This is a genomic window from Agrobacterium sp. ST15.16.024 (assembly GCF_027956545.1).
Classification (GTDB): domain Bacteria; phylum Pseudomonadota; class Alphaproteobacteria; order Rhizobiales; family Rhizobiaceae; genus Agrobacterium; species Agrobacterium cucumeris.
This window is the reverse complement of sequence record NZ_JAQKGO010000044.1, coordinates 1-449: the sequence shown is the minus strand read 5'-3', so window position 1 is coordinate 449 and position 449 is coordinate 1. Positions and strand designations below refer to the sequence as shown.

At 66.1% G+C, this 449-nt stretch carries 1 protein-coding gene; it reads left to right on the top strand.

The annotated features are described in order from the left end of the window. The coding region (locus tag PL640_RS25545) for a bacteriophage T4 gp5 trimerisation domain-containing protein (protein ID WP_442867057.1) at positions 1–449 on the top strand (449 nt) is incomplete at both ends.

Sequence of the window (449 nt, the reverse complement as noted above, 5' to 3'; positions counted from 1 at the left end):
ATTCCGTGCCCTACGATCTGCCCGCCAACAAGACGCGCATGGTGCTTCGCTCCAACAGTCACAAGGGCGACGGTTTCAACGAAATCACCTTCGAGGATGAGGCCGGCAAGGAGAACCAGTTCTTCCACGCACAGAAGGACCAGACGACGCGGGTTCTGAATGACCGGACCAAGCGCATCGACCGGCATGAGGTCGCCTCAGTCGGCGGCAACCGCGCGGTGGAAGTTTCCGGCAACCAGAAACACGAGATCGGCGGCTCGGTAAACACCGTCGTCGGCGGCACGGGGCCGATGGCGATGATGGCCATGGCCGGCGTGCAGGCGCTCTCCGGGCAGACGGCGGGGTTACTTTCGCAGGCCGCCCAGATCGCCGGCGGCGGTGGCCCCGGTGTCGCGGCCTTCGCCACCACGCTCGCCTCATCCGCACTCGGCTTCCTCGGTGCCGGCGGT